At 71.4% G+C, this 20,072-nt stretch carries 19 protein-coding genes; 9 read left to right on the top strand and 10 right to left on the bottom strand.

Annotation, left to right across the window (positions count from 1 at the left end; genetic code table 11):
- Window positions 1–69 precede the first annotated feature (69 nt).
- Together ABGB18_RS28070 and ABGB18_RS28065 are read left to right on the top strand one after the other, a co-directional pair.
- Entirely contained in the window at window positions 70–960 is an 891-nt protein-coding gene (locus ABGB18_RS28070) for an alpha/beta hydrolase (protein ID WP_347698599.1), read from the top strand.
- A gap of 13 nt (window positions 961–973) precedes the next feature.
- A complete protein-coding gene (locus tag ABGB18_RS28065; RefSeq protein WP_347698598.1) occupies window positions 974–1,885 on the top strand; it encodes an oxygenase MpaB family protein in 912 nt (303 codons plus the stop codon).
- Window positions 1,886–2,138: 253 nt separating this feature from the next.
- Here the strand turns inward: ABGB18_RS28065 and ABGB18_RS28060 are convergent, their stop codons facing one another.
- The 3 genes from ABGB18_RS28060 to ABGB18_RS28050 all read right to left on the bottom strand — a co-directional run bounded on the left by ABGB18_RS28060 (window position 2,139) and on the right by ABGB18_RS28050 (window position 4,543).
- A complete protein-coding gene (locus ABGB18_RS28060) occupies window positions 2,139–3,056 on the bottom strand; it encodes a PD-(D/E)XK nuclease family protein (protein WP_347698597.1) in 918 nt (305 codons plus the stop codon).
- A gap of 86 nt (window positions 3,057–3,142) precedes the next feature.
- Window positions 3,143–3,862, bottom strand: coding sequence for an MBL fold metallo-hydrolase (locus ABGB18_RS28055; protein WP_347698596.1), 720 nt, complete (start codon window positions 3,860–3,862; stop codon window positions 3,143–3,145).
- A 51-nt stretch (window positions 3,863–3,913) separates the two neighbouring features.
- On the bottom strand, window positions 3,914–4,543 hold the full coding sequence (locus ABGB18_RS28050) for a DUF6758 family protein (RefSeq protein WP_347698595.1): 630 nt from the start codon (window positions 4,541–4,543) through the stop codon (window positions 3,914–3,916).
- Between the two features lie 74 nt (window positions 4,544–4,617).
- Here ABGB18_RS28050 and ABGB18_RS28045 point away from each other — a divergent pair, with 74 nt between their 5' ends.
- Window positions 4,618–5,013, top strand: a complete 396-nt coding sequence (locus tag ABGB18_RS28045) for an NUDIX hydrolase (RefSeq protein WP_347698594.1) — start codon at window positions 4,618–4,620, stop codon at window positions 5,011–5,013.
- A gap of 34 nt (window positions 5,014–5,047) precedes the next feature.
- Here ABGB18_RS28045 and ABGB18_RS28040 read toward each other — a convergent pair whose 3' ends face one another.
- Window positions 5,048–8,311, bottom strand: coding sequence for a hypothetical protein (locus ABGB18_RS28040; protein WP_347698593.1), 3,264 nt, complete (start codon window positions 8,309–8,311; stop codon window positions 5,048–5,050).
- A 141-nt stretch (window positions 8,312–8,452) separates the two neighbouring features.
- A complete protein-coding gene (locus tag ABGB18_RS28035) occupies window positions 8,453–9,445 on the bottom strand; it encodes a type II CAAX endopeptidase family protein (RefSeq protein WP_347698592.1) in 993 nt (330 codons plus the stop codon).
- Between the two features lie 99 nt (window positions 9,446–9,544).
- On the opposite strand from ABGB18_RS28035, the gene ABGB18_RS28030 reads away from it, so the two are divergent.
- Together ABGB18_RS28030 and ABGB18_RS28025 are read left to right on the top strand one after the other, a co-directional pair.
- Window positions 9,545–10,315 carry a hypothetical protein gene (locus ABGB18_RS28030; RefSeq protein ID WP_347698591.1) on the top strand — a complete coding sequence of 257 codons (771 nt, stop codon included), beginning with the start codon at window positions 9,545–9,547 and terminating at the stop codon, window positions 10,313–10,315.
- Window positions 10,312–10,854, top strand: coding sequence for a DUF6529 family protein (locus ABGB18_RS28025; RefSeq protein ID WP_347698590.1), 543 nt, complete (start codon window positions 10,312–10,314; stop codon window positions 10,852–10,854). The genes ABGB18_RS28030 and ABGB18_RS28025 overlap by 4 nt, the downstream gene beginning before the upstream one ends.
- Here the strand turns inward: ABGB18_RS28025 and ABGB18_RS28020 are convergent.
- Complete coding sequence (locus ABGB18_RS28020; protein WP_347698589.1) at window positions 10,844–11,776, bottom strand: CoA ester lyase; 933 nt, start codon at window positions 11,774–11,776, stop codon at window positions 10,844–10,846. The two genes, ABGB18_RS28025 and ABGB18_RS28020, sit on opposite strands and share 11 nt — an antisense overlap.
- A gap of 97 nt (window positions 11,777–11,873) precedes the next feature.
- Here ABGB18_RS28020 and ABGB18_RS28015 point away from each other — a divergent pair, with 97 nt between their 5' ends.
- Entirely contained in the window at window positions 11,874–12,242 is a 369-nt protein-coding gene (locus ABGB18_RS28015; RefSeq protein ID WP_347698588.1) for a hypothetical protein, read from the top strand.
- A 15-nt stretch (window positions 12,243–12,257) separates the two neighbouring features.
- Here the strand turns inward: ABGB18_RS28015 and ABGB18_RS28010 are convergent, their stop codons facing one another.
- Window positions 12,258–13,238, bottom strand: a complete 981-nt coding sequence (locus ABGB18_RS28010; protein ID WP_347698587.1) for a DMT family transporter — start codon at window positions 13,236–13,238, stop codon at window positions 12,258–12,260.
- 94 nt (window positions 13,239–13,332) lie between these two features.
- On the opposite strand from ABGB18_RS28010, the gene ABGB18_RS28005 reads away from it, so the two are divergent.
- Both ABGB18_RS28005 and ABGB18_RS28000 read left to right on the top strand, forming a co-directional pair.
- Window positions 13,333–14,658: a CBS domain-containing protein gene (locus tag ABGB18_RS28005; RefSeq protein ID WP_347698586.1), complete on the top strand. Its 1,326-nt coding sequence runs from the start codon at window positions 13,333–13,335 to the stop codon at window positions 14,656–14,658.
- On the top strand, window positions 14,655–15,122 hold the full coding sequence (locus tag ABGB18_RS28000) for a DUF1003 domain-containing protein (protein ID WP_347698585.1): 468 nt from the start codon (window positions 14,655–14,657) through the stop codon (window positions 15,120–15,122). The genes ABGB18_RS28005 and ABGB18_RS28000 overlap by 4 nt, the downstream gene beginning before the upstream one ends.
- Before the next feature lie 7 nt (window positions 15,123–15,129).
- Here the strand turns inward: ABGB18_RS28000 and ABGB18_RS27995 are convergent, their stop codons facing one another.
- Entirely contained in the window at window positions 15,130–15,588 is a 459-nt protein-coding gene (locus ABGB18_RS27995) for a MarR family transcriptional regulator (protein ID WP_347698584.1), read from the bottom strand.
- 160 nt (window positions 15,589–15,748) lie between these two features.
- Between ABGB18_RS27995 and ABGB18_RS27990 the strand changes: the two genes are divergently transcribed.
- Window positions 15,749–16,885, top strand: a complete 1,137-nt coding sequence (locus ABGB18_RS27990; RefSeq protein ID WP_347698583.1) for an Mrp/NBP35 family ATP-binding protein — start codon at window positions 15,749–15,751, stop codon at window positions 16,883–16,885.
- A 399-nt stretch (window positions 16,886–17,284) separates the two neighbouring features.
- On the opposite strand, the gene ABGB18_RS27985 is transcribed toward ABGB18_RS27990, so the two are convergent.
- Together ABGB18_RS27985 and ABGB18_RS27980 are read right to left on the bottom strand one after the other, a co-directional pair.
- Window positions 17,285–17,653 (bottom strand): sec-independent translocase, encoded by a 369-nt coding sequence (locus ABGB18_RS27985; RefSeq protein ID WP_347698582.1) that lies wholly within the window; start codon window positions 17,651–17,653, stop codon window positions 17,285–17,287.
- 367 nt (window positions 17,654–18,020) lie between these two features.
- The gene (locus ABGB18_RS27980; protein WP_347698581.1) at window positions 18,021–19,991 is read right to left on the bottom strand and encodes a trypsin-like peptidase domain-containing protein; all 1,971 of its coding nucleotides are present in this window, start codon (window positions 19,989–19,991) and stop codon (window positions 18,021–18,023) included.
- Window positions 19,992–20,072: the final 81 nt, after the last annotated feature.

Here is a 20,072-nt window from a genome sequence, read left to right as displayed (position 1 = left end):
CCCCGAACTTGCCCAGCGTAATGGCCATGCCGGTGTCGAGGCGCTGACCTCTGGGTATTGTTGCCTCACGTGAGTACGCCGCGATTCCTCGATCTGCCTCCTGGCGTCGCACCACGAAAGATCGACACGCCACAGGGCACGTTCGCGGTCCTGGAGGCGGTTCCGGTCAGTGGTGTGATTGAGCGCTGGCCCGCGCTCCTCGTCCCCGGCCTCACGGGCAGCAAGGAAGACTTCATCGCGATCCTGATGACGCTGGCGCAGTCGGGCCGCCGGGTGGTGGCCATCGACCAGCGCGGCCAGTACGAAACGCCGGGTCCCGACGACCCCTCCGCCTACACCTGCCCCTCGCTCGGCGCGGACGTCGACTCGCTGGCCCAGATCGTCGGCGGCGGCGACCCCGTGCACCTGGTGGGTCACTCGTTCGGCGGGCTGGTGGCCAGGGAGGCGGTGATCGACGGGCGGACGAAGTTCGCGTCGCTCACCCTGATGGGGTCGGGCCCCGCCGCCATCGAGGGCGAGCGCGCGCTGACCGGCAGGAAGATCGTGGACGAGATCCCCACGCTGGGCCTGGAGCACGTGTGGCACCAGCGGCTGGAGCCCGAGGCGCTGGCCGCCGACGTGTCCGACGACATCCTGGCCTTCCTGCGCAAGCGCCTGCTCACCAACTCCCCGTTGGGCCTGACCTGCATGGCCCGGCAGGTGCTGACCATGCACGACCGCACCGACGAGCTGCGCCAGATCGAGGTGCCCACCCTGGTCCTGTACGGCGAGCACGACGACGGCTGGCCGCCCGAGGTGCAGTCGGAGATGGCGGCCCGGCTGGGCGCCGAGAGCGTGGTCGTGCCGGGCGCGGCCCACTCCCCCGCCGTCGAGGCGCCGGAGACGACCGCCGCGGCGCTGGTCAGGTTCTGGAACGCGGCCGAGAAGCACTTCTTGGACATACGGTCCCATGCCATGTAATCATCCGTTTACCATGTCCGGCATCGACGACATCGTGGTCCAGCCGCCGCACAGCATCACGTGGCGGGTGCACCTCGACCGCTCCATGTGGGTGGGCGGCGTACGCAGCCTGATGCTGCAGGCCCTGCACCCGCTGGCCATGCTCGGCGTCTGGCAGAACTCCTCCTTCCAGGAGGACCCGTTCGGGCGGCTGCGCAGGACCGCCGACTTCGTGGGGCGGGTGACGTTCGGCAGCCCGCGGGAGGCCGACGAGATCGGCCGGCGGGTGCGGGGCATCCACAAGGCGCTGCGCATCCGTGATCCCGACACCGGCCGGACCCACCGGGTCGACGATCCCGAGCTGCTGCTGTGGGTGCACTGCGCGGAGGTGTCGTCGTACCTGGCGGTCGCCAGGCGCGGCGGGCTCGGGCTCACCGAGCGCGAGGCCGACCGCTACCTCCACGAGCAGCGCAAGAGCGCCACCTACGTCGGGCTGCACCGCGAGGACGTGCCGGGCTCGTGCGCGGAGATGGACGCCTACTTCAAGCAGGTTCGTCCCAGCCTGCGGGTGACCGAGGAGGCCGCCGCGACGGTGCGCTTCCTGATGTGGCCGCGGCTGCCGCGGGAGCTGCGGCTGCTCTCGCCGGGCAAGCCCGCCTACTTCCCGTTCGGCGCGCTCTGCTACTACACGCTGCCCGACTGGGCCCGGCGCATGTACGGGGCACTGCCCGAGGTGCCCGGGGTGACGGTCACGGCGGCGCTGAGAGCCTTCCGGCTGGGCCTGAACGCGCTGCCGGAGCCCGTGCACGACCACGTCTTCTCACAGGCCACCAGAGACATGCTGAGGGCCGCCAGGGAGCGTCTGGCGGCGGCCGGCTACGACGTGAGCAAGGGGCTCAGGGGCCTGACCGATCCCCGGCGCCGGCCGCCGGAGCTGGCCGCCTGACCGGCAGGAGCACGCCGGCCACCAGCACCGTCCGCAGCCCCGCGCGGGCGGCCGGCCCCACCGCGAGCGCACCGCCGGCCAGGTCACGGTGGCGATCCCGACCCGGAACTCGGCCTCGATGTCCACCAGCGCCACAGCGATCATGGACGAGTTGAGCGGATTGAACAGCGATCCCAGCGCCACCACCGCCGGTAATCGCCCCACGCGCGCCACACCCGGTCCATAACCGCTGCCCCACTTCGGTAACGGCGGTTTACTCGGCGAGACCGTCCCAGGGCTGCCGATCCGGTGCCACCGCCCGGCCCTCGGCGCAGTGGCGGCGGAAGTCGCACCACGAGCAGATCGGCCCGGGGCTCGGCGCGAACAGCTCGTCGATCTCCGCCGGCACCTCGGCGGGCCCGACCGACGGCCGCTCGCCCGGCGCCCCGGCCGGCCGGGCCCGGCCGCCCTGGGGCACGAGCTCGCGGTAACGCTCGTCCGCCGTCGCCGCCTCGGCCCCGATCTCCTCGGCGCGCCGCAGGTGGCGGGTCAGGGACTCGTCGGTGTGCCGCCACTCGACGATCTCACCGGTGGGCAGGTGGTGCAGCTCGACCGTGCGGCAGGAGGTGCGCATCATCGTGGAGGCGGCGATCGCGTACGTGGCCAGCGCGAGCGACGAGCGCGCGTCGTCCTGGGTGAGCGGCCGTCGTCCGGTCTTGTAGTCGACCACGACCAGCTCGTCCCCGCGCCGGTCGAGCCGGTCGATGCGGCCCGACAGGGCGATGACCTTGGTACGGGTGGCCACGGTGCGCTCGACGCCGACCGGGTCGTCGGACGGATCCAACGTCGCGACATATCCGGACACGAGGTCGCGGGCGCGGCCCAGCCACCGCCCCGACTGCTCGGCGTCCCTGAAGCCCTCGTCGATCCACCCGTTCGTGACCAGGATGGAGGCCGTCAGCGGGGTCCGCCGCTCATAGGGCTCCCGCCACCAGCCCGCCAGCGCGTTGTGCACGCTCGCCCCTACGCTGTTGTGCGCCCAGGCCGGCCCCTTGGAGGGCTGCGGCCGATCCAGGTAGGTGAACCGGTAGCGGCGGCGGCAGTCGAGCCACGTGTTCAACCGCGACGGCGTGCACGAATAGAGCCGCCGCGGCATCCCTTCCAGGGGAAGCTGACCCTGCACGGCGCTCATCCGGCCTCACTCCGTAAGGTGGACCCGATCGACGGGCGCCGCCGCCTTTCCCCGCTCCGCTCCTCCAGGTGGCGGCAGTGCCCCATCTAGTCGTCGCCCGGGTTGAGCGAGATCCCGGAGATCTTGGTGCCATCGCTCAGCGGACCCCCGGCCGCCGGGGCGTCGGTGTCGGCCCGCGTCAGGGAGCCGGACACCCAGTCGTCGAAGTGCGGCTCCAGGTCGCCGATCGTGACCTCGTCACCGTGGACCGGCAGCACCCGGGTCTCGCCCGGCAGCGTGAACAGCCGCCCGCCGATCGCCGTGAGCTGGTCGGCCAGGGCCGGATATTCGCCGCCCAGCTTGCCCGGGCCGTCGGCCTGCAGGGCCTTGCCGGTGAAGACGGCCTGGAGGTCCTCGCAGTAGATCGACACGCCGCCGGGCGTGACGCCGGGCGTCTCCATGACGTCGAGCGCCACGTCGGCCACCTCGAAGCGGCCGTCGTCCTCCATGTCGATGTCGGGCCAGGTCTCCGACCAGGTCTCCCGCCACAGGGGCTTGTCCTTGGGGTGCAGGGCCACCACGGCCTCGTCCCTGCTGGCCACCTCGATGGCCGCGCCGACGTGGTCGGGCAGGCCCGCCGTGCAGATGACGGCCAGCACCTCCCGCTCGCCCACCTGCTCGAGGATCTTCTCGGCGTCACGCGACGCGTCGATGACGATCACTTCGTCGTCGTCGCCGATGATCCACGTGTTGTTCTCGACCTTGTGCTCGGTGCCGTCGATGTCGACGACGCCCTCGGTCACCACTCGCTCGATACGCGCTGTCACGTTTCCGAACTCTAGCCCGTCTGCCCGACAGCGCGAATCGTGTTCACCGGCCTAATCCTCGAGCCGCGGTGAGAAGGCCCCGAAGGGCACGTCCAGGTCCTGGTCCCGGGCGTCGCGCAGGGCCAACTCCGACAGCGCGATCACCCAGCCCGCGTCGGCCGGCCAGGCGATGGCCCACAACCAGTTACCGAGCGCCTCACCGGCGTAGACCGCCCGGTCGTCGACGCCCCCCACGCACCACATGGCGGTGGGATGGCCGAGCACCTCGATCTTGGCGTTCGGCGGCCCGGCGTCGAATCCCTCGCCGGGGTCGGGACCGTCCAGCCCGGCGAAGGACGCCCCGAGCCCGATGCCCGGCTCCTCGGCGATGATCAGCAGGTCGGCCGGACCCTCCGCCATCAGCGACGGCCCGGACAGCGCCACCACGCTCGCCCGGCCCCCGGTGCGCTGGTCGCCCACCTCGGCGAATCCGGTGACCAGCCAGCCCGGTGGCAGCGGCCAGGGCAGCCACACGGGCACCACGGAGGTCTTGCGCATCGCCTCGAGCGCCATGCTGGTCGGCGGATGGGGAGGCTGGTAGGGCAGGACGTCGCCGTGCGTGTCGCATCGGAACGATGTCGACCACGCGCTCGGCCCGTGAAGCGGGCCAAAACACCGTGGGCAAGTTGGTGCCGCTCTCACAGCTACCCACGCTGCTTCTTCCAGGGTCGTCGCGTCAAGACCGGTTCACGTTATCCCGTCGTAATCTTGGTCATGTGCGCGTAAATTGTGTCGGCGCGATTATTTTCGACGCCTCTGACCGGCTGCTCCTCGTCCAGCGGGGCCATCCTCCCGGCATGGGCCTGTGGTCGATCCCCGGCGGGCGGCTGGAGCCCGGCGAGAGCGACATCGCGGGGGTGCGGCGCGAGGTCCTGGAGGAGACGGGGCTGCACGTCGAGGTCGGCCGGCTGGCCGGCACGGTGGACCGCCCGGGACCCGGCGGGGTCACGTACGTGATCCGCGACTACCTGGCCAGCGTCTCCGGAGGGGTGCCCACAGCGGGGGACGACGCCGCGGACGTGCGGTGGTACGGCATGGCCGAACTGGCCCACCTGCCCCTCTCAGAAGGACTCCTGGAGTCCCTGGCCGCCTGGGGCGTGCTGCCGAGGTGACCATGGACTCCCCGTGCTGGGTGACCGCTCGGGGCTATCGGTTCGCGGTCAGGCTGGAGGTCCACAGGATCAGGTGGTCGGCGTTGTACGTCGTGGACCGGCCGAGTGCCACCACCTCCGAGCCCGACACGGCCACCGCCGTCAGCCACTGCGCGCCCTGGCCCGCCAGGCGGTCCTTGGTCAGGACCATGCGGTTCCACGACAGGCCGTCCTGGGAGGTCCAGGCCGCGCTGTCGCCCTCGCCGGGCACGCCGTGCCAGCCGACGGCCACCAGTCCTTCTTCCGCCGCCGCCAGGTCGAACGCGTCCGCCGCCTGGTCCGCCGGCAACCAGGCGGTCCGCCAGGTCTCGCCGTCGTCGTCCGAGACGGCCGCGAAGGCACGGCGGGCGCCTTCCGTGATCGCGGTGCCGATGGCCACGAGATCGCCCTGGTGAATCGTGACCCGCCGGAGCCCGGCCGAGGTGGCCTCCGGCGGGGCCACGCGGTGGCGCGGGCTCCAGTTCACGCCGTCCTCCGAGTACCAGACCACGCTGCTCTCCTGGTCGGCGGCGCCCGAGCCGCCCACCGCCACGTACCCGTCGCCGCTCGCGACGACGTCGTGGATCCGCACGCCTGAGCCACCCTGCGGCAGCTTCTCCGACCTGGTGAACTTGCGCAGGTCGGGCGTGAACCACATGGCCGCGCGCACCGTGCCGGCCTCGTCCCTGGTCTCGCCGGCCAGGACGTAGCCGCGCGCGCCCGCCGCCACCACGTGGGTCTCCAGCGAGACGTGGCCGGCGTCGCGGGCGAGGTCACCGGTGTCGTTCACCCGCTTCCAGCTCTCGCCGTCCTCGGAGGTGACGAGGAGGGGGTCGATGACGCCCACGTTCGTCTCGGTGCCGCCGACGGCCAGCCAGCCCCGGCCGCCGTGCGCCACGTCCTCCAACGACTGCCTGCCCGCGCCGCCGAGGCTCATGGACTTCCAGCTCTGCCAGTTCTTGATCGTCCACAGGCCCGCGTCGCCCGAGGCCGAGCCGACCGCGACGTATCTGCCGTCGTGGCTGGCCAGGCCGTTGGTCTCGCGCGCGACCCGGGTCAGGCCGTCGACCTGGGCGAGCTGGACGCGCGACGCCTGGCCGCGCGGCGGCGCGGCCAGGAGCACGAGCTGGTTGTCCACGTCGGAGGCCGCCTGGTCGCCGCCGGCGAACAGGGTGCCGCCGTCGGAGATCGTGAACCCGCGTAACGTCGCGCCCCGCAGGTCGCCGAGGTCGGTGCGCTTGTCCCAGTCGCCGCCGTCGGTGGTGGTCAGCACCGCGTATTTGTCCAGCCCCGCCTGCGTGATCGCCGCGACGCCCGACGGGTAGGAGATCAGCGACTCCACGCCGGGGCTCTCGCCGCTGAGCCCGCGGATCGAGCCGCACTGTGACCACTGCGCGCCGGTCGGCGAGCAATAGACGCGTACGTCCCCGGCGACCGTGCGCTGCCGCGTCGGCACCAGCACGAACCGCTTGGGTAGCACCGCCACCGTACCGGTCCGCGGCACCGCCTCGGGAAGCTGGAAGCCGGTCGCCTGCCAGGTGCGCCCGCCGTCGGCCGAACGCAGCACCCGCGAACCCTCGCCTTCCGCGGGCTGCCCGATGGCCACGACCGTGTCGCCCTTGGCGACCACCGCCTTGATCTCCCGTACCTCCAGGCCCCTGGTCTCGACGCGCTCCCAGGTCCGGCCGTCGCCGGATCGCCAGGCCGCGGGGCCCGAACCGCCGTCGTCTCCCGTCGTACGTCCCACCGCGACGAACCCGGAGTCCGTCCTGGCGATGTCGTGGATCTGGTCGCCGGCCCGGAACGCGGCCATCCCGGTCTGCTCCACGGCCGTCCAGCTGAACCCGTCGGTGCTGGTCCACAGGCCGCGCCTGCCCGACGTCGCGTCGTCCCCGCTGGCCAGCCAGCGGCCCGCGCCGCCGACCACCCGCTGGACCGTGGGCGTCGCGGCACCGCTCACCTGGCCGAGCTGCCAGGTCTTGCCCGCGTCCGGGGAGAACAGGAAGAGCGGGCGCGGGGTCGGGCTCGTCGTGTCGCTGCCGACGGCCACCACCGTGCGGCCCACCGAGGTCATGTCGTTGAGCTTCTGGTCGGTGCCGTCGCCGGCGGCCGGAACGGTGAACAGCTCGTCCCCCGAGCGGCCCGTGCCCGCCTCCAGCCGCAGGCCGGAGGAGTCATCGCCGGCCCACCGCCACACGAGCACACCGGCGGCCGCCAGGATCGCCACGGCCAGGCTGACCACGATCGGGACCGCCCTGCTGCCGCGGTGTACCGGGCTGGACCTGCGCAGGGCGGCGGGGGCCGGGCCTCTGTGGTGCCTGCCGCTCGACCCCTGGGGGCGGGGTGGGCCGGTGGCGACCAGCCGATCGGGCCGCGTCGGCCGCCCCGCCGGCGGCCTCCCGACCCGCCGCACCGCTTCCCCGTCTTCCTCACCTTCGTCCCGCTCATCCCGCCAGGCGGCCTCATCGTGCCACTCCAGCTCGTCCTGCCGATCGGCCTCGTCGTGGTGCGCGGCGTCGTCCTGCGGATCGGACGTCTCCGCCCGCCCCTGGACGGGGAACGCGAGCCGATAGGGAGCCGTCCGGGGGTCCCGCCGGGGCACTGTGTCCCCTTCCTCGGGCGCGGACTCCTCCTCGGGCGCGGACTCCCGCTCAGGCGCCGCCTCCGCACCGGAACGAGCCGCCTCCACCTCCTGGGCCGCCTCCGGGTCAGCCGCCCCCGAGCCGGCCGCCTCCGAGCGGGCAGCCTCCGAGCGGGCAGCCTCCGAGCGGGCAGCCTCCGAGCGGGCAGCCTCATCGCCGCCCGCAGCCCGAACCTCCTCGGCGCCCCCGGTCGGGACTTCCTCGGCGCCCGGAGTCCGGGCCTCCCCGGTGCTCGCGGCTTGGGCTTCCTCCGCTCGCCCGCCCCCGGCCTCGGGGCTGGACGGGCCCGCCCCCAGGCGGGGGTCGGCGTGGAGGGGGCCGCCGGCGACCAGCTTGTCCGGGCGGTTGACGATGCGGCGGGGCCGGCGGCGCAGCGGGGGCTCGGGTTCCGCCGTCGCCGAGCTGTACGGCCTGCGCCCCTTGGGCGACTCCTGCGGCTCCTCCGGAATGGGCGCCGAGAACGGCGGCATCCCCCAGGGCGAGGTCAGGGGCAGCCCCCTGGCCCGGTCGTCGGTGGGGCCAGGCGGGGAATGGCTGATCCGGGGCTCTTCGGCGGATTGTGGTTCGGAGACGCCCTCAGGATGCGGGTCGTCGTCATCCGGCGATCGCCGTGGCGGTTCGCTGGGGCCGGAGGCCACGCGCCATACCTCCTAGTCGATCTTGTGATGCGGGTGCCACTTATCGAGTCGGACCTGGTCGTTCCACAGGATCCAGACCAGCATGCCTGAGCCGGAATAGCGAGACCTCTCTAGCGAGATTCCCAGCACCTTCCGCCCGATTTATTCAGAAATATCACTTATCGCACGCTTTTTGGCTAGATACAACGCACCCCACGCGTACACCCCGAGCTGCACCACGGTCCCCGCCAGCGCCTCCCACGGCACCGGCACCTTGCCCTGATTCAGCGCGTTGTCCAGCTCTCCGGCGGCCGCGCTCAGCCCGAAGGCCACCACGTTGTTCATGACGTGCAGCGCGATGGACACCTCCAGCCCTCCGGTCCGCACCACCAGCCACGCCATGACGGCCCCGAAGGCGAACACGTCCACCAGCCCGATCCACGAGTACCCGTGCAACGAGGCGAACAACGCCGACCCCAGGACGATGGCCCAGACGGGATTGCGTACGTGCGCCCCGACCGCCTGCACCAGCCAGCCGCGGAAGACGTACTCCTCGGCGGCGGCCTGGAACGGCACCAGCAGCACGATCGCGATGAGCGCGGGCAGGAAGACCGCCCATCCGCTCCAGCCGAACATGGGCCCGGAGCTCGCGCCCGTCAGCGACAGCACCAGCAGTTGCGTGCCCTGCCCCAGCGCCAGCGCCACGACGGCCAGCCCGGCACAGCTCAGCAGCCACGGCCAGCGCAGCCGCCCGGCCACGGACGACAACGTGCCGGGCCTGCGCCGCTGGACGAGCGCCGCCGTACCCACCACCAGCGCCAGCACGGGAGCGATCGACAGCAGCACCACCACCAGCCCGAACACCGGGTCGCCGAAGAGGTCGCCGGTGGGGTCCAGCGGCGCCGGGATGCCGAGGATCGCCGCCAGCACCAGGCCCGCGTAGACGACCACGATCCCGATGACGAAGAACCCGACCGCGACGATGAGCGTGCCGACGACCGCCCGCCACGGCTGCGCGGCGGCGTTCCTGGCCAGGTGGTCGTAGCGGACTCCACGCGGCATCGGCAGGAACCAAGGAGGTGGCGCCGGCCGGTAGTAGGGATGGCTGGGCGGCGGCGCCCCGTACGGAAGGTGAGGCCCTGGGTTTTCCTGCATCTATACATTCTGTCCGCCTGATGAGCATAAGTTCACAGACGGCCCGCCCTTTTAGGCGGATGCTCGGGGGCGTAGCCATTCCAACCCTGGGAGCAGTCCATGTCTAGGCTGGGACCTGTCATCACCCTCACGGCGGGCGCGGTGCTCGCCTTGGGGCTGGGTGTCGCCAGCATCACCGCGGCACCGGCGGCGAACGACACCGCCGCGAACACCGCCGCCGAGGCACCCGCGCCTGAGGAGACCATCACCGAAGCGCCCCCGCGGGAAGAGACCACCGCGGCCGAATCCCCCGCACCGGAGGAGAGCACCGCGGCCGAGTCCCCCGCACCCGAGGGGACGGCCGCGCCGGCGCCCGAGCAGACGGCGCCGAAGAAGATCGCCAGAGCCGACTACGGCGGCCGCGTCAAGGGCAACGGCGGCCTCATCGCGATCTCGATCAGGGACGGCAAGGCCATCGGCTACTTCTGCGACGGCAGGACCGAGGCCTGGTTCAAGGGCAAGGAGTCGGCGGGCGAGCTGGACCTGACGGGCTTCGGCGAGGCCAGGATCACGGCCACGCTGGGCGGCGGCCAGGCCAAGGGCAGGCTGGCCATCGGCGGCAAGAAGTGGAGCTTCGCCGCGCCCACGGTGGTCAAGCCGTCGGGCCTGTATCGGGCCACCGCGATGGTCCGGGGCGCCCGGCTGCGGGCCGGCTGGATCGTACTGAAGAACCCGCAGGGCGGGTTCACGCAGGTCGGCGCGGCCTTCGTGGACGAGGAGCAGCTCAACGTCCCCGAGTTGGACAGCGACCGGCCCACCTCCCCCGTGACTCTCGACGAGGCCACGCTCTACCCGAAGGACGTCGACGGCTTCATCCAGGAGATGCAATGACCACCGTCCACCAGCCCTCCCGCGGCCTCACCCCGCTGCTGGCCCCGTTGCTGATCGGCGCCCTCGTGGTGCTCGCCCTCGGCGTGTACGGCCGGGCGCACACGCCCACCGGGTTCGCCGTGGGCGTGGCCGGGTTCTCCGCCGCGCTGCCGATGAAGGCGTGGCTGACGACCGGGGCGTTCCTGCTGGCCATCGTCCAGGTGGTCTCGGCCCTGTCGATGTGGGGCAGGCTCGGGGTCTCCATCCCGCCGGCCGTGCACCGCTGGTCGGGGCGGCTGGCGTTCCTGCTCACGATCCCGGTGGCCTTTCACTGCCTCTACGCCCTGGGCCTGCAGTACGACGTGCCCAGGGTGCTCGCCCACTCGCTGCTCGGCTGCTTCTTCTACGGCGTGTTCACCGCGAAGATGCTGGCGCTGCCGAAGCGGGACGCGCCCGGCTGGACGCTGCCGGTGCTCGGCGGGCTGACCTTCACCGCGCTCGTCGGGCTCTGGCTGACCTCGTCGTTCTGGTTCTTCACCGCCATCGGCTTCAAGGTGTGAAGGTCTTCGTACGCGTGAGCCCGGCGGCCCGCCCCTTGGCGGCCACGACGAGCGCCATCTTGCGCGAGGCCTCGTCGATCATCTCGTCGCCGAGCATGACCGCGCCGCGCTTCTCCACCGAGGTGTAGTAGTCGTACGCCTCCAGGATGAGCTCGGCGTGGTCATAGTCCTCCTGCGTCGGCGAGAACACCTCGTTGGCCGCGTCGACCTGCGAGGGGTGCAGCACCCACTTGCCGTCGAACCCGAGCGCGGCGGCCCTGCGCGCCACCCGCCGGAACCCCTCGAGGTCCTTGATCTGCAGGTAGGGGCCGTCGATCACCTGCAGGTCGTGCATCCTGGCCGCCATCAGCAGCCGCATGAGGATGTAGTGGTAGGCGTCGCCCTCCTCGTAGCCGGGCGGCTGCTCGCCGACGACCAGCGAGCGCATGTTGATCGACGCCATGAAGTCGGCCGGGCCGAACACGAGCGTCTCCAGCCGCTTCGAGGACCCGGCGATGGCGTCCACGTTGACCAGGCCCCGGGCGTTCTCGATCTGCGCCTCAAGACCGATGCGGCCCACCTCGTAACCCATGGTCTTCTCGATCTGGGTGAGCAGCGTGTCCAGCCAGACGACCTCGGTGGGATCCTGCACCTTGGGCAGCATCAGGCAGTCGAGGAACTCCCCGGCCCCCTCGACGATCTCGATCACGTCCCGGTACGTCCACTGCGTCGTGAGGTCGTTGACCCTGACCACCCGGGTCCTGCCCGACCAGTCGCCCTCGCGCAGGGCGGCCACGACGTTCTTGCGCGCCTCCTCCTTGGCCAGCGGCGCGACGGAGTCCTCCAGATCGAGGAAGACCTCGTCCACGGGCAGGGTCTGGGCCTTCTGCAGGAATCTCGGATTGCTGCCGGGCACGGCCAGCACCGAACGACGTGAGCGCATGCGCCCACGCTACTTGCTCCCCCGGCCCGGCGAGGCGTCCGCCCGCACCGACGCGGCACCTGGAGCGGCCGGGGCGAAGCGGACTACAGTCATTGGCGTGAGCGACAACACCGCGGCCATCGAGGAGGGCGCCAAGAAGTCCGGCATCCTCTGGCTCACCCTCGACCGGCCCCGCCTGGCCTGGCACGCCTGGCACGACGGCGCGATCTACGTGGTGACCGGAGGCGGGGAGCAGCGGTTGCCGGGGCTCGACGCGCTCGACCGGGTCCGCGTCACACTGCGCAGCAAGGACAACGGCGCCAGGCTGGTGGAGTTCGAGGCGGCGGTCGCGGTCGTCGACCAGGCCACGGCAGGCGAGGCGGTGGCGGCGCTGGCCAAGGAGCGGCTCAACGCCCCCGACACCGAGCACCTCGCCGAACGCTGGGCCCGCGACTCCACCGTGCTCCGCCTCACCCCTGACCGCTGATCGCGCGCGGGCCGCTCAGCTCTGGGCCACGGCGCCGAGAGGCTCCTCGCCCAGGCCGGGCACGCTCCCGGGTGCCGCCGGCGGCGGAGGAGGGACGGAGGCCGTGGCGGTCTGCGCGAGGAGCGCGCCGGACAGCACGATCAGCCCGCCCACGACCTGGAACGCGCCCAGCGTCTCCCCCACCAGCGCCCAGGCCAGGACCGTGCCGGCGATGACCTCCAGCGACGCCACGGTGGCGCCCACGGCGGCCGACAGCCGCCGCACGGCGGTGATCCCCAGGATGTACGCGATCACGGTCGCGACCAGCACCATCCACAGGTACGCCACCAGCACCGGCAACGTCTGGGCCCCCGGGGCGGGCGTGGCGGACCCCGCGAACGCCTCCCACGGGACGTCCCACGGCCGCGCGAACGGGACCAGCACCACGGTCGCCCCCACCATCCCCCAGGCGATGAGGCCGAGCGGATGCAACTCATCCCCGAAGCTATCGCCCATCAGGAAATATCCGGCGCAACACGCCCCCGCCAGCAGGCCGAGCAGCAGGCCCAGCGCGTCCAGCCGCAACCCCTGCCAGGCCTCGACGACGATCCCGAGGCCCACGACCGCGACGACCGCCCCGATGTACGACGCCCGCGCCAGCCGTACCTTCCGTACGAGCCGCACCCACGCCACCACCATCACCGGCGACATGAACTCCAGCAGCAAGGCGATCCCCACCGGCAACCGCGTGATCGCGACGAAGTAGAGCCCCTGTACCCCGGCCACCCCGACGACCGCGAACAGGCCGACGAACGGCAGCTTGGACCGCGGGATCCGCAACGCCCGCGGCTTGACCAGGGCCAGCACGGCCACCAGCACCAGCCCGGCGCCCGCCATCCGGAGCCACACGGCCTCGATGGGCGCCAGCCCGGCCGCTATGAGGTATTTCGCCATAGGACCCGAGAACGCGTAGCAGCACGACGACACGAACGCGAGTGCGAGCCCCGCATACCTCATCACACACCACCCAGAGTAATTACCGTTAAGCGGGTTTGATACTGACATGTACGGCATCCCCGGCGCAACGGGGTACCGCTGTTAGCCTGGCGACGTGCAGATCTTCGTGGCCCGGCTGCCTGGGACCCCGGTCTTCGATCCCGCGGGCGACCAGATCGGGCGCGTCAGGGACGTCGTGGTCGGCCTGCGTCTCGCACGCCGACCGACCGTGCACGGCCTGGTGGTGGAGGTGCAACCGCGCCGCCGGGTGTTCATGCCCATCACCCGCGTCCGCCGCATCGAGGCCGGATCCGTGGTCTTCACCGGCCGGCTCAACCTGCGCAGGTTCGAGAAGCGCGGCACCGAGACCCTGGTCATCGGCGAGATGCTCGACCTGACCGTGCGCTACCAGGACCAGCCCATGACCGTCTACGACGTGGCCATGGAGGAGATCACGAAGTCCGCCTGGGAGATCACCAAGGTCGCCCTCTACAAGGGGCGGCGGCGCGAGCCGCGGACGGTGGACTGGGGTGAGGTGTCCGGGTTCGACATCTTGCAGGCGGACCAGGGGGCGGCCGGGCTGATCGCCGCGTTCGAGTCGCTGCGGGCCGCCGACATGGCCAGCGCGCTGCACGAGCTGCCGAGCAAGCGGCGCGTGGAGATCGCCCGCGCGCTCAACGACGACCGGCTGGCCGACGTGCTGGAGGAGCTGCCGCCCGACGACCAGATCGGCATCCTCGGCACCCTGGAGCCGGAGCGGGCGGCCGACGTGCTGGAGGAGATGGGCCCCGACGACGCCGCCGACCTGCTGCACGACCTGCCCGAGGAGCAGGCGACCAGGCTGCTGGCCCTGATGGAGCCCGGTGAGGCGGCTCCGGTGCGGCGGCTGCTGACCTATCCGGAGACCAGCGCGGGCGGCGTGATGACCAGCGAGCCCGTGATCCTGCCACCCACCGCCACGGTGGCCGAGGCGCTCGCGCACATCAGGCAGCAGGACCTGACGCCCGCCGTCGCCGCCCAGGTCTACGTGACCCGGCCGCCGACGGAGACGCCGACGGGCACCTACCTCGGGGTCTCATACTTCCAGCGGCTGCTGCGGGAGCCGCCGTCCGCGCTGCTCGGCAGCGTGATCGACCCCTCCATCGACCCGATCAGACCGGATCTCACGCTGTACGAGGTCACGTACTTCATGGCGAACTACAACCTCGTCGCCGCGCCGGTCGTGGACGGGCTCGGGCGGCTCGTCGGCGCGGTCACCGTCGACGACGTTCTCGACCACCTCCTCCCCGAGGACTGGCGCGAACGCTCCACCCACCCGGACCCGGGCCGCGACGCACCAGAGCCCGGCCCCAGCACACCGGACCCCGACCCCGGCACACCGGAGCCTGACCCCGGCTCATCGGACTCCGGCCGCGACGAGAGCGGGCGGGACCGGGCATGACGGCTGAACGCCTGGACCAACCGCGGGCCCTGCGCCGCCCGCTGCGACCGCACTACGACCCGGAGACGTTCGGCCGCCTCTCGGAGCGGATCGCCCGCTTCCTCGGCACGGCCCGCTTCATCGTCTACATGACCGTGTTCGTGGTGGTGTGGCTGATCTGGAACCTGGCGGTGCCACCGCAGCTCCGGTTCGACCCGTACCCGTTCATCTTCCTCACGCTGATGCTGTCCCTGCAGGCCAGCTATGCCGCGCCACTGATCCTGCTGGCCCAGAACAGGCAGGACGACCGCGACCGCATCCAGTACGAGCAGGACCGCGAGGCCGCCGAGCGCAACCAGGCCGAGATCGAATATCTCACCCGCGAGATCGCCGGCCTCCGCATCGCGCTCGACGAGGTGGCCACCCGCGACTACCTCCGCTCCGAGCTCACCCGCCTCCTGGAGGAGCTCAAGGAGCACCGCTGAGCGCGCGCTACCGGGGCCCGTGATCGAGCTTGGCGAGCACGGCCCGCACCGGGCCGATCTCGTCAGCGCCCAGCATGTCGAGGAACTGGGTCCGCACGCCGCGCAGGTAGGTCGGCGTCGCCTCGGCCAGGCGCTCCGCCCCGCGCTCCGTGAGCACCGCGAACAGCCCGCGCGCGTCGTCCGCGCACGCCTCCCGCGAGACCAGCCCGTCACGCTGCAACCGATCGATGAGCCTGGTCAGGCCGCTGCGGGAGAGCAGGACACGGCCGGCGAGATCATTCATCCGCAACCGCCGCGCCGGTGCCTCCGCGAGCTGCGTCAGCACCTCGTACGAGGCCAGCGGCAGATCGTGACCGACCAGCAACTCCGCCTCCAGGTGGCGGGTGATGCGCACCTGAGCCCGCTGCAACATCCGCCAGACCGCCAGTTTCTCGGTGGTGAGGCCCTCGTCGCGCAGAAGAGTCACGGAGTAACCTTAAGACGTTGTTGCACAGACACCTAACAGCGCGGATTAACCCCGTGAGGCCCGAGGTTCATACCATGGAGGGGCATCCTCACTGACGTCCAACGCCTGTGTCACATATACCAACTAAGGAGGGACGGCACTCCCTCGTGCCGAGACATCCATGGCACCAACCCAGGAACAGGTGACGGCCGCCCTCGCCACCGTCATCGACCCCGAGATCCGTCGTCCGATCACGGACCTCGACATGGTCAAGAGCATCGAGATCGCTCCCGATGGGGCGGTGCGCGTGGGGGTCTACCTCACCGTGGCCGGATGTCCGATGAAAGACACCATCCGCCGTGATGTCACCAACGCCGTCGCCAAGCTCGATGGTGTGACCGGCGTCCAGATCGAGATGGACGTCATGAGCACCGAGCAACGCAAGACGCTCCAGACCAAGCTGCGGGGCGACCGCGGGCCGGAGAAGGAGATCCCGTTCAACCAGCCGGGCTCGCTGACCCGCGTGTTCGCGGTGGCCAGCGGCAAGGGCGGGGTCGGCAAGTCGTCCGTCACGGTCAACCTCGCCGCGGCGATGGCCTCGACCGGCCTCAAGGTCGGCATCGTCGACGCCGACATCTACGGCCACAGCGTTCCTCGCATGCTGGGCGCCGCCGAGCGGCCCACCAAGGTCGAGGACATGATCATGCCCCCGGTGGCCCACGACATCAAGGTCATCTCGGTCGGCATGTTCAAGCCGGAGGGCAACACGCCGGTGGTCTGGCGCGGGCCGATGCTCGACCGGGCGCTGCACCAGTTCCTGGCCGACGTCTACTGGGGCGACCTCGACGTGCTCCTCCTCGACCTGCCGCCCGGCACCGGCGACATCGCGATCTCGGTGGCGCAGCGGCTGCCGACGGCGGAGATCCTGGTCGTGACGACGCCGCAGATGGCCGCCGCCGAGGTGGCCGAGCGGGCCGGGTCGATCGCGGCCCAGACCCACCAGCAGATCGCCGGGGTCATCGAGAACATGGCCTGGCTGCCCTGCCCGCACTGCGACGAGCGGATCGCGGTGTTCGGCGAGGGCGGCGGCCAGACGGTCGCCGACGCGCTCACCCGCACGCTGGGCGCCCGCGTACCACTGCTCGGCCAGGTGCCGATCGACCTGCGCCTGCGCGAGGGGGGCGACGAGGGCAAGCCGCTGGTGCTGACCGAGCCCGACTCACCGGCCGCGGCCGAGTTGCGCAAGATCGCGGCGGGCCTGAGCAAGCGCTCCTCCAGCCTGAAGGGCCTCCACCTCAACCTCTCCCCCCGTAAATAATTCCATCCTTTAGGGCCAGCACGGTGAGTTCGCCTCACCGTGCTGGTGCCTCACATCCCGGGGAGGGACGGTTACCGCGCCCCGTTTCCATCTTTTACGGCCAGCACGGTGGGCTCCACCCACCGTCGCTGGTGTCCGACATTCCAGGGAGACGGTTACCGACATCCCCGCTTCCCCGCCACAACGGCCGGGCACGGCCACCTGGGTGGTGAATCGCCGTCCTGAACCGTGACGTGGGTGTGGACCCAGGACCGCGAAGAGTCGTGGGCCCGAGATGTGAAGAATCGTGGGCCTGAAATGGCGAAGGGCGATTCGTGCGGGCGCACCGCGCCGGGAATGGTGAATCCTGGCGGGGCGGAGGGGCCGGGGTTGGGGTCTGTGGGGCGTTGAGGGCGTCTGTCAGGTCGCTTCGGCGTCGTAGGGTGGGATCTCCCCGTAACCGAGCGCGTTCTCCGGCTCAGGCGCGTACGGAGCCGTTGCGGCCGGCTCCAGCTCCCGCGACCTGTCGGAGTTGTTCCAGTCGTCCTCGAGGTCGTCGAGGAGGTGCTTGCGGACGAAGTTCCGCGGGTTGAGGTCGGCGGGATCGAAGTTCTGGAACTCGGGCCCCAGGCCGGACCGCAGGTCATCGCGGGCGTTGTTAGCCATCCGGCGCAGGTTGCGCAGCGTTTTCCCGGCCTGTGAAGCGGCCTGTGGCAGCCTTTCGGGACCGAAGACGAGCAGCGCGATGACGATCAGCGCTCCGATCTCCGCCCACCCGAGTCCGAACACCCTGAGCTCCTACCGCGCGGTCCGATCACTCCGGGGACGACCCCGGTCCCTCCACAGACTAAATGCTCCCGTGGGTGCGTCGCCCGTCCCCCCTAGGTCATATCACCCAAAATCTCCCCACAGCTCACCCGACCTGAACCACCCCGCCACCCGCCCGCCCATCTGAAGCGACCACACCCGGCACGACCTCGGCCCCCACACACACGCGCACCGGCCCACTATGGCGTCCGTCACTTTTCCGCCGGCAAGGCCGGGCACGCCGCTCACCCTGACGGCCCGGCTGGAGGTCAAGCTGGTGGACGGTCCGGGCCAAAAGTGAGCCCGCTCCGCGCGGGCCACGGCGGTACGACCGCCGTGGCACCGCGGATCAGGAGGGTGTCGGCGTGGGGACCGGCTCGTCGTCGGCGGTGACGATCAGGGTGGCGTTGTGTTCCTGACCGGCACGCTGGTACTTGATGGTGACCTTGGCACCCGGCGTCTTGCTCCGGATCAGGGCGATCAGCTCGGTCCCGTCCTGCAGGGCGAGCCCGTCCATCTCCAGGATCACGTCGCCGGCCTTCAGCCCGGCCTTGCCCGCGGGCCCGTCGGCGTCCACCGGCTGCTGGCCGTTGGCGGGCTCCGAGGCGATACGCACACCCTGGCCCCGGTACTGCTGATCCAGGATGACGCCGATCTTGGGGCGCTTGGCCTTGCCGGTGGTGATGAGATCCTCCGCCACCCGCCGCGTCTGGTTGACCGGGATCGCGAAGCCCAGGCCGATGCTGCCGCTCTGGCTGTTGATCGAGCGGCTCAGCGTGGCGATGGCCGAGTTGACCCCGACGACCTCACCCTTGCCGTTCACCAGCGGCCCGCCCGAGTTGCCCGGGTTGATGGCGGCGTCGGTCTGGATGGCGCTGATGTAGGCGGGCTCCTCGTTGCTGGTGCCGGTCTCGTCGCCCGCGATGACCGGGCGGTTGAGTGAGCTGACGATGCCGGTCGTCACCGTGCCGGTCAGACCCAGCGGGGAGCCGATGGCGACGACCGGGTCGCCGACCACGACGTCATCAGAGTTTCCGAGGTTGATCACCGGGTTTCCGAACGACTCCTCCGGCTTGATCACGGCCAGGTCGGAGCCCGGGTCACGGCCGACGATGCGGGCCGTCGTGGTCTTGCGGTTGTTGAACATGACCCGGATCTCACCGCCCTGGGCGGCCACGGCGACCACGTGGTTGTTGGTCACCACGTAACCGTCCTTGATCAGGAAGCCTGATCCTGACGCGCCCTCGGTGCTGGTGCTGTTACCGGCCTCGATCGAGACCACGCTGGGCAGGACCCGCGACGCCACGCCCGCCACCGAGTCGGGATCCCGGTTGGTCGCGCCCGTCGGAGCCGGGCCGAGGCTGTAGTTCGGGTCGCTGCCGGAGCTGCTCGGCCTGGTGAGCAGGTAGGTGCCGACGCTGCCGAGCAGCGAGGCCGCCACGGCGATGAGCGCGGCGATCGTGACGAGCGTGCCGGTGCCGGGCGGGCGCCGGCGCTGCCCGGCCAGGCTGTGCGGGCCCGTGGGCGGTGGCGCCCAGCCCGCTCCCATGCCCAGCGCCTGCTGCGGAGGAGGCGGCGGCAGCGGAGCTCCGCCGGGGGAACCGCCGAAGAGGCCGCCCTGCGGGCCGCTGCCGGGCCCGCCGAAGGGACCGTTGGCGGGACCACCGAAAGGTCCGCTCGGGGAGCCCCCGCCGGGAGCGACGCCTGCGGCCCCATAGGGCGGCCGGCCGCCGAACGAGGGGGCCTCGTAGGAGCGCGTGCCCCCATCCGGAGGACCGAACGAAGGACTCTCGTAGGAGCGCGTGCCGCCGTCCGGAGAGCCGAACGAGGGGGCCTCGTAGGAGCGCGTGCCGCCGTCCTCGGGAGCGCCGAACGACGGGCGCTCGAACGGCGACCCCTCGGACGACGGGGTCTCATAGGAACGGGTCCCGCCGTCCGGTGAACCGAACGAGGGACCCTCGTGGGAACGCGTGCCGCCGCCGTCCGGCGAGTCGAACGCGGACCCGCTGTAGCGGGGCCCGGTCTGCGTCGCGCCGTCGTTGCCTGGCGGAGCGTAGGAGGAACCGGTCCGCGGGACGTCGGGGGCCGGGGAGAAGTCGGGCTTGGGCGCCGCGCCGCCGCAGGACGCGTACGGTGGCGTGCCGTTGGTCTCGGAGCGGTCCGACGGGTCACCCCAGTCCGAGCCGAACGAGAGGGGCGGCTCAGGCCGCCGGCCCGGCTGTTCGGGCGAGTCCTCCGCGGGCAGGAAGTCCGGCCGCCCCTGTGGTTCGGGGGAGTCCGACGGCTTGCGTCCTTCGGTGGGGCGCGTCTCGTCGGTCATCTAAGTCTCACCACTCCTTGACTCGGCCACCGTAATCGTCGCTCTTACGGCATACGAGGGTCATAAAGCATTTGTCAGGAA

Source organism: Nonomuraea sp. B12E4 (assembly GCF_039871825.1).
Classification (GTDB): Bacteria; Actinomycetota; Actinomycetes; order Streptosporangiales; family Streptosporangiaceae; genus Nonomuraea.
This window is presented reverse-complemented; position numbering and strand designations above follow the sequence as displayed.

Coding starts and splice junctions, on each gene's coding strand:
- ABGB18_RS28065 (WP_347698598.1), top strand. CDS start 974: ATGTCCGGCATCGACGACATCGTGGTCCAGCCGCCGCACAGCATCACG.
- ABGB18_RS28060 (WP_347698597.1), bottom strand. CDS start 3,056: ATGAGCGCCGTGCAGGGTCAGCTTCCCCTGGAAGGGATGCCGCGGCGG.
- ABGB18_RS28035 (WP_347698592.1), bottom strand. CDS start 9,445: ATGCAGGAAAACCCAGGGCCTCACCTTCCGTACGGGGCGCCGCCGCCC.
- ABGB18_RS28030 (WP_347698591.1), top strand. CDS start 9,545: ATGTCTAGGCTGGGACCTGTCATCACCCTCACGGCGGGCGCGGTGCTC.
- ABGB18_RS28025 (WP_347698590.1), top strand. CDS start 10,312: ATGACCACCGTCCACCAGCCCTCCCGCGGCCTCACCCCGCTGCTGGCC.
- ABGB18_RS28020 (WP_347698589.1), bottom strand. CDS start 11,776: ATGCGCTCACGTCGTTCGGTGCTGGCCGTGCCCGGCAGCAATCCGAGA.
- ABGB18_RS28010 (WP_347698587.1), bottom strand. CDS start 13,238: ATGAGGTATGCGGGGCTCGCACTCGCGTTCGTGTCGTCGTGCTGCTAC.
- ABGB18_RS28000 (WP_347698585.1), top strand. CDS start 14,655: ATGACGGCTGAACGCCTGGACCAACCGCGGGCCCTGCGCCGCCCGCTG.
- ABGB18_RS27990 (WP_347698583.1), top strand. CDS start 15,749: ATGGCACCAACCCAGGAACAGGTGACGGCCGCCCTCGCCACCGTCATC.
- ABGB18_RS27980 (WP_347698581.1), bottom strand. CDS start 19,991: ATGACCGACGAGACGCGCCCCACCGAAGGACGCAAGCCGTCGGACTCC.